Annotated in this window: 6 protein-coding genes and 1 pseudogene; 4 read left to right on the top strand and 3 right to left on the bottom strand. The window is 54.2% G+C overall.

Annotated features, from left to right (window positions below; genetic code table 11):
- From ACK8OU_RS19550 to ACK8OU_RS19535, 4 genes are all read left to right on the top strand, one after another.
- Positions 1 to 656: flagellar hook-basal body complex protein (locus tag ACK8OU_RS19550; RefSeq protein ID WP_410305014.1), on the top strand; the 656-nt coding region annotated here is incomplete at its 5' end.
- A 36-nt stretch (positions 657 to 692) separates the two neighbouring features.
- Positions 693 to 2,147 carry a flagellar hook-associated protein FlgK gene (flgK, locus tag ACK8OU_RS19545; RefSeq protein WP_410305013.1) on the top strand — a complete coding sequence of 485 codons (1,455 nt, stop codon included), beginning with the start codon at positions 693 to 695 and terminating at the stop codon, positions 2,145 to 2,147.
- Between the two features lies 1 nt (position 2,148).
- Positions 2,149 to 3,159: a hypothetical protein gene (locus ACK8OU_RS19540; RefSeq protein WP_410305012.1), complete on the top strand. Its 1,011-nt coding sequence runs from the start codon at positions 2,149 to 2,151 to the stop codon at positions 3,157 to 3,159.
- Positions 3,156 to 4,253: a flagellar basal body P-ring protein FlgI gene (locus ACK8OU_RS19535; protein WP_410305011.1), complete on the top strand. Its 1,098-nt coding sequence runs from the start codon at positions 3,156 to 3,158 to the stop codon at positions 4,251 to 4,253. Before ACK8OU_RS19540 ends, ACK8OU_RS19535 begins: the two co-directional genes overlap by 4 nt.
- A 115-nt stretch (positions 4,254 to 4,368) precedes the next feature.
- Here the strand turns inward: ACK8OU_RS19535 and ACK8OU_RS19530 are convergent.
- From ACK8OU_RS19530 to ACK8OU_RS19520, 3 genes and pseudogenes are all read right to left on the bottom strand, one after another.
- Positions 4,369 to 5,240: pseudogene (locus ACK8OU_RS19530) on the bottom strand (transposase).
- Between the two features lie 416 nt (positions 5,241 to 5,656).
- The gene (locus tag ACK8OU_RS19525; protein WP_410305010.1) at positions 5,657 to 6,823 is read right to left on the bottom strand and encodes a hypothetical protein; all 1,167 of its coding nucleotides are present in this window, start codon (positions 6,821 to 6,823) and stop codon (positions 5,657 to 5,659) included.
- Positions 6,820 to 7,766: Mur ligase family protein (locus ACK8OU_RS19520; RefSeq protein WP_410305009.1), on the bottom strand; the 947-nt coding region annotated here is incomplete at its 5' end. The genes ACK8OU_RS19525 and ACK8OU_RS19520, both read right to left, overlap by 4 nt.

Below are 7,766 nucleotides of genomic sequence, written 5' to 3'. Positions count from 1 at the left end.
GGACGATGGTGATCCGTGATTCGGCAAGCGTCGATGATCCGGTAACTGCGGCCTTGGATGAAAGCGTCATTGGGGAATATGAACTGACCTTTGATGCCAGCAGTGCGAATGGCGGCACGCTCGCGTCGGTGACGGTCTTGTCTGGTGGCGCGTACGATAGTGCAACGGGCAACCTTTCGCTGGCACTCGCTGGCGGCCCTCTGACTGTGAAGATCGGTAAAATAGGTGACATCAACGGCTTGACGCAGCTATCAGATAGCTTCGCACCGACATCTATCACCAAGGATGGATCCCCTGTCGGCAACCTTACTGCAGTTGAGGTTGACGAAAACGGGTATGTGCGAGCGACCTATGATACCGGCTTCATCAGGACCGTATACCAAATCCCGCTGGTCGATGTTCCAAACCCGAATGGACTAACGACACTGAACAATCAGACGTTCCAGGTTTCACCAACGTCCGGCTCCTTCTTTCTCTGGGACGCAGGGGATGGCCCGACCGGTGCCGTAGTCGGTTATGCGCGTGAGGGTTCGACTACGGATGTCGCTGCAGAGCTGACGAATCTTATTCAGACTCAGCGCGCCTACTCATCGAACGCCAAAGTGATCCAGACCGTTGACGAGATGCTCCAGGAGACCACGAACATCAAACGTTAAGTGGCTGGGCCCAATCCTGAGAGCGGAGGCTGACACATGAGTATCACGGGTGCGTTAAATAATGCCCTGTCCGGACTTGCGGCAAGCGCTCGCGGTGCCGAATTGGTGGCATCAAATACCGCCAATGTGATGACGGTTGGCTATGCGCCTCGTGCGCTTTCTTTGGCCGCTTCATCGCTTGGTGGCGACGGGGGTGGGGTGCGAATTCTGGGTACCGCGCGACTTGTTAACGAGGCTATCCTTGCGGATCGTCGGCTCGCTGATGCCGAGGCCGGGCATGCCAAGCGGATCACTGAGTTCTTTGTATCATTTGAAAGCCGCATCGGGTTACCTGGCGAAGAAGGTTCTCTGTCAGCATGGCTGGCCTCTCTGGAAGGCTCACTGATCGAGGCGGCGAGCCGACCAGACAGTGAGGCGAGATTATCAAATGTTCTCGATGCTCTGACGGGTGTTGCGTCAAAGCTGAACACTCTTTCAAGAAGTATCCAAGCATCACGGCTTGAGGCGGATGCAGAGATTGGAAGGCAAGTGTCGTTCCTTAACGACAGCCTTGCAAAAATCGATGAACTTAACAGCGACATACTGGCGCAGCGGGTTGTTGGCCGCGATGCGTCAGCATTGATGGATCAGAGGCAAGTGCTTGTCGACAAGATATCAGAAATTGTACCTCTGAGGCAAATCAATCGAGAAAATGGTCAGATATCTCTCTTCTCGACAGGCGGGGCTACTCTCTTAGATGGAAGCCCGGTCGAAATTGGGTTCACGAAGGCGACAGTAATCGCTGCAGACATGGACTGGTCAACCGGCACTCTATCTGGCTTAACGATGAACGGTTTGCCAATCCTAAGTCTGGAAGCGGGTATTCTCGGGGGAGGTACCCTGAGCGCAAGCTTTTCCGTTCGAGATGAGTTGGCTCCGAAAGTGCAAGAAAACCTGGACGCATTTGCACGAGACCTCATAACTCGCTTTTCGAATTCAGCTGTTGATCAAACTTTGCTATCTGGATCCCCTGGGATTTTTACAGACAGTGGCGATGCCTTTGATACATCATTTGAAAAGGGACTTGCAGGTCGGATTTCAGTTAACGAATTAGCCAATCCCGCGAGTGGAGGTGTGCTTTGGCGCATTCGCGACGGTGTTGGGGCGGCGTCGCCCGGCCCCGTAGGAGATGCAAGCCTGCTGCTTTCCTTGTTGTCTACTTTTTCTGAATCACAGATTCCGGCATCAGGAAACTTTTATGGAGCGTCGCGCAACCCGTCTGGACTTGCTGCAGACATCCTCTCACAGGTTTCTACCTCTAGAATATCCGCTGAAGCTCATCAATCTTATTCGGTTGCGAAGCAAGAGGCACTGGTGGAAACAGAGCTTTCAAGCGGCGTTGACACCGACTGGGAAATGCAAAGGCTTTTACAAATTGAAAAGGCTTATGCCGCAAATGCACGAGTTATTCAGGCAGTTGACGCAATGCTAGGTGCGATTTTGGAGATTTGATTTGAATTACGCATTTTTTGGCGATTCGGCCAAAGGTTACCATCTGCGCCGTCATAACGCCGCTCTCAAGGAGGTTATGCACAGCCTCTCCAATGAGTTGGCTACAGGGGTTAAATCAGATATTGGATCGGCGCTGAGTGGAGATTTTGCGAAAATTGTCAATGTTGAACACTCGTTAACCTCTATAAAGTCTTTCATATTTTCTGCGAACGAAGCACAGCAACTTGCGGAAGCGATGCAGGCGTCCTTGGCTGCATTGCAGTCTCTAATATCTGAGATTTTTCCTACGCTGGTCTCATCGTCCATGTCTTCCTCTGTCATTGTTGATGCCAAGTCAGTCGGATCAAAAGATCATTTCGCAGATGCAATCTCCATTCTGAATAAATCGACTGCTGGACGTTATATTTTTTCCGGTGTTGCATCAACAACTCCCCCACTGAAAGAATTCGACGTAATTTTCTCCTCTTTAAAGGAGAAAGTGTCTGGAACAACTAACGTCGAAGATTTTCTAAGTGCTGTAAGTCATTGGTTTGATGCGCCAGAGGGAGAGGGCGGCTACATGGACGCCGCATATCAAGGTGGAGAGTCGCTGAAATCATTTGCTGTCAGCGCAGGCGAACGCATCGCAATCGACCTGACGGCCGCAAGCCCGAAACTTCGAAAAGCTTTAAGTGGCCTTGCCATTTCTGCTCTCATTTCGGAAGGGGCTTTTGAAAATGATCCCGAATCGCAATCAAAGCTCCTGCAAGTTGCAGGGGAGAAACTGGCAGGCTCAGAGGTAGATATCATAGGCGTGCGATCTGAAATAGGTGTTTCTGCGGCAACGCTTCATCGAAATCTGACACGAAACTTGTCAGAAAGAAGTGGCCTGGAACTAGCTCGGGGGGCTTTGATTTCAGTTGACCCATATGATGTCACCACGGCGTTGCAAGCCGCTCAAGTGCAGCTTGAAACCGTGTATACGCTAACTTCTCGGCTTTCTCGCCTTTCGTTGTTGGAGTTCTTGAGATGAATAAGATAATCTTAATTTTTGCTTTGATCGTTCCGACATTTTTAAATTCATCACCAGTGAGAATAAAAGATTTGGTGGAGTTCGATGGTGTGCGTGGAAATGATTTGATTGGATACGGACTGGTTGTTGGGCTAAATGGCACGGGTGATGGCATAAGGAACGCACCTTTTACTGAAGAGCTGATGACCAATGTTCTAGAAAGACTGGGTGTGAATGTTTCCGGTGAGCAGTTTCGTCCGAAAAACGTAGCATCTGTCATGGTTACCGCGACTCTCCCCCCATTTTCGCGAGCTGGAAGTAAAATCGATGTGACTGTCTCAGCGATTGGCGATGCCAAAAGCCTGCTGGGTGGCACTTTGATAATGACGCCTCTCAATGCTGCTGATGGAGAAATTTATGCAGTGGCACAAGGCGCGATAATTGCCGGAGGTGCATCGATCGAAGGGCAGGCGAAGTCAGTTACTCAAGGGGTGCCTACAGCGGGAATCATTCCCTCTGGGGCAAGAGTGGAGAGAGAGATTTCTTTTAATCTTGCGAACTTGAATAAGATTAGGTTGGCGCTAAGAGTGCCAGACTTTACTACTGCAGGAAGGATTGAGGGCGCAATAAATGAATTGTTCAAAAAGCCTGTTGCGCTGATGGAAGATTCTGGCACGGTGTCATTGAACGTGGAAGAAGCAACTGCACGATCGACTGCACACCTGTTGAGTCAAATTGAGAATCTTGAAATTACACCTGAAAGAAAGGCGCGGGTGGTGGTAGACCAGAGATCGGGAACTATTGTTATTGGTGAGGATGTAAAAATTTCCCGTGTGGCTGTGAGTCAGGGTAACCTGACTTTGAGTGTAACGGAGACCCCAGTTGTCTTTCAACCTAACCCATTTTCGGATGGTGAAACCTTCCTCGTTCCCAGATCAGATGTCCAGATGGAAGAAGGTCGGGAAATAAAGATTGCTGAAATAAGAGAAAGTACAACCTTGTCGCAAGTGGTTGCGGGTTTGAATTCTCTTGGGGTCAGCCCGCGTGATATGATTGAAGTGCTAAAGAGCATAAATTCTGCAGGCGCTCTGCATGCAGAATTTATGGTGCATTAGCAGGCTGCTGAAATAGTTGCCAAGCCAGAACGCTTTCCTTTTGTCGCAGGCTTCGCTAACCGGTCTCGCGCTTCTGGGGTCAGAATTCGAGCGTGTCCCTCGAGGTTTTTCATCGTCATGCGGCTGGTATCCGAGGCGATCGGGCGAGGTTGTTGGCGGGTATCGTCAGGATGAAACGGGTGTGCACCTGCTCAACGCCGCGATAGACGGTCTGCACCACCCCTCCGGCGGTTTTTGCCCAGCTAAAGGCCTCCTTGATGCGTTTGCGCTACTTGATCGACAGGGTATAACCGTCGGAGGGGTGGTGCGGTCGTCAATGGCTGAGTGTCTGAATTTCTGTGCGACATGGGCGTCACGCAGGCTTGGCGCAGGTCGGTAGTGAGCTCGGTCGTGTCGAATACCTTGTGCGCGCCCAGCGTCAGTTGCCGGGTCGATCCGGTGATCATGTTCAGGGCGGTGTGCCGTTCGGCCTGACCTCGGCCCTTGCAAGGTTGCGCTGTACGATCAGGCCGGAATAGTTCTTCATGAGCGCATGACCGGTGTACCATCGACCGAGAAGTGGTCGTCCGACAGGAGCGGCGTGACTTCGCGGTGGGCCAGGATCGCGGCTATCCCCTTGCGCGACATCTCCGTCGTCAGCAGTCGGTCGTGGTTCTTGATGAAAACGGAGTGCACCCCACGGGGCCGTCGATGCCAGGGTCGGTGAACCAGCGGAACAAAAAACTATACTGCAACTGCTCCATCAACTGCCGTTCGGAGCGGACCGAGAACAGGATCGGGATCAGACACGCCCGGATCAGCCGCCCCGGCGGGGCCGAGGGGTAGCAGAAATCGGTGTGAAGCGCCTCTAGCTCAGCATCTAGACAGGTCAGCGCGTCATTTACCACCTGCGCCGGATCGTACGCAGCGGATGACGCGCCGGGATGCGCGCCTCCAGATCGACATAGCCGACCCCGACCCGCTGGCCTCGTCCGCCCCACACTTCATAATCCTGGCAAACGCCTGCGAAGGGTGAATTATGTTCCTTTAATCGCGTCATGGAGCAGACTTCATCAGTCGCCACCTCAAGCCCGCTCTCTGTAGCCGCGTTCCTATGGCAGGGAACTTGCCGCGACGGAGGTTAGGATAAGAATGTCCATGGTCGGTGCGCCGGTGCTTTTGTCAAGGTCTGGTCAACCCGTGAACGCCGCCTGAAGGCCGTTGAAATCCGTTGATCGCCGATGGGTGTTTGCCGAATCAGGTTGAAGTGTCCGCCGTGCCAAAGAGGTACCTTTCAAGGCGTTGATTTAACAGTGGTTTGGCGCGCTGATAGTTTCGGCTCAAGGCAATTTTGTGATCGCGGTATTATCGCTGCTTACGGGTCATCGGCCCTCAATCCCGCCGACAAAGAAAGCCAAACCATTTCAAGCAGCACCCGCCAGGCTGGACCGGCCCGCCATTTTTCGAAACAGCCGGAACCATCCGGGCATCGGATAGTCCTGTTCGAACAGGTAGGCGAGCATATCCTGATCTTCCCGCGTTTTTCGATTCACGACCGTATGCCGTAAAATACGGCGCAGTCCGTGCGCCCGGTTGGCCTGAAATGCCGTAAGATCGAAAGTCTGGGAAAAATCCTCCAGCATCCCGTTCGCATCGGCAAAAAACAGCGCGCGGGCGCATTTGTAGCATTGCCCGCAGTTCATCTTGGTCCGGCCATCCTCGAAGCCATGCGTGCAAACCGTGAGGTGGGCTCGCGCATATGGCCCACGCATCACCTGATCGGTTTTGCCCAGACGGTCGATATGCATTCCATGGCTGAGGTAGGAATGTGCGCTTGTATTCAGCAAGGGCAGAAGCGCAGGGTCCATCGGCCCGATACCGGCCGCGCGCCCCAAACGCGCCTGCGCAAAGCCCACATCGCCTTTTGAATAGAAAAAGGCATGGAACAGGGGTTCCAGGCTTATGGCTGCCCCCGCGTTGCGCATCGAATGGCTGTGGATGAAGCGCCGCCCGTAATAGCGCGAAAGATCAACCGAGGTGGTCACCAGCGGCAGCCCCACATCCGTCGCGAACCGGCGCGCGTGATCGCGATGGCGTTCAAAGGTGGCACGGTTCGGATGTGCGCCGATATCGTTATGCGTCAGCAATTTCACGCGCAGATGCCGGGCGATTTCGTCGCGCGCCAGATCTTCAAAGGCGTAAAGGCTGTCGATGCCGCAGCTCATGCCCAAAGCCGCGCCCTTGGACAGGTCGGGTGGACGGTTTTCAGTGCGCGCCTCAGCCGAGATCGGCACAATGTGCCAATCCTTGCTGGCACCCGCCAACAAGGTCTGCATACCCCTGCGCAGGCCATCCAGGCGCTGCGCATCAATGCTGCCTTCGACGACAATTGGCATGTTTCGCGCCATCGCCGGGATCAGCAGAAAGACCAGAAAGGGGTCAAACTCTGGCGTGGCATCGGCAAGGGACCCGAAATCGCCGCCGTGAACAATCGAAAACCTGTGTTGGTCATCCCCAATCCGCAGCGCGATGCTGGTTTCAAGTTCTGCGCCGATACGGTCACGCCGCAGATCAGAAAGAACGATCGTCATGGCGCGGTTTCCCCTTCGTTTTTCGATTTCCAGAATGCCAAACGGCCTAGCTTTTTCTTTCGCTTCAAGGCGTTGCCGTCGAATTGGACAAGAAGCCCCGGGCAGGTGAAACAATCGCCGCCCATCCCGCAAGCGGGCTCCCAACACTGCACCGGCTGCACAAAGCCAAGTGCAATCCTGGCCAGGTGCAGATTGCCCGAGCCCTTGATCAGGATCAACTCATCCGGCTGGGCCGTCGCCTTGACATGCTCGAACGCCTCTTGCGGCGTCGCAAAGCCAAGGATGCGACCGTTTTCGACATCTTCGGATGTGGGCTTGGCGTGCGAGATGTCCTTGGCGACAAAGATCACCTGGTCGGCAATCTCACGCGCGCGAAGCCATGCCCTGCGATATCTTGGCGATCCGCTGCCCGGATAGTCCGAGATCACCCCAAGGATAAGCCGCTTGCGCGGTATTTTGGCTTGGGCCAGCATGTCGAAGGCAAGATCCAGTGTACCATCCGGCGCCTTGGTGGTGTCGAGGATGAAGGTGGGGCCGCCCGGCACAGGCAATACACTGCATCGGCCATCCACAGGCGAGAATGTCAAAATCCGGGCCGCGATCAGTTGGGCCGGAACGCCCAGTTCAAGCGCCGCCGCCGTGGCCGCCGCAACAGGCATCCAGAATTGTGCCCCCGGAAATTGCGTCTTAACCTCAAGCCGTTGTCCACGGCCGACAATCGTGAACGAAAGCATGTCAGGAAATGCCGCGTGGACATTCTCAACATGATAGTCGGCGTCGGGATTATCTTTCCCGAAGGTGACGATCCTGGCCCGGCAGCGCGGCGCCATGCCCATTACCATCGGGTCATCGGCGTTCAGCAGCGCAAAACCATCGGGGCGAAGCGCATCCAGCAATGCGCCTTTTTCTTCAGCCACCGCTTCGCGCCCGCGAAAGGCTGAAG

The organism is Pontitalea aquivivens (genome assembly GCF_046507575.1).
GTDB lineage: Bacteria > Pseudomonadota > Alphaproteobacteria > Rhodobacterales > Rhodobacteraceae > Pontitalea > Pontitalea aquivivens.
The sequence above is the reverse complement of the archived record's forward strand: the minus strand, read 5'-3'. Positions and strand labels throughout refer to the sequence as shown.

Excerpts from the sequence above, each read along its gene's own strand:
- flgK (WP_410305013.1), top strand. The coding sequence starts at position 693 with ATGAGTATCACGGGTGCGTTAAATAATGCCCTGTCCGGACTTGCGGCA.
- ACK8OU_RS19535 (WP_410305011.1), top strand. The coding sequence starts at position 3,156 with ATGAATAAGATAATCTTAATTTTTGCTTTGATCGTTCCGACATTTTTA.
- ACK8OU_RS19525 (WP_410305010.1), bottom strand. The coding sequence starts at position 6,823 with ATGACGATCGTTCTTTCTGATCTGCGGCGTGACCGTATCGGCGCAGAA.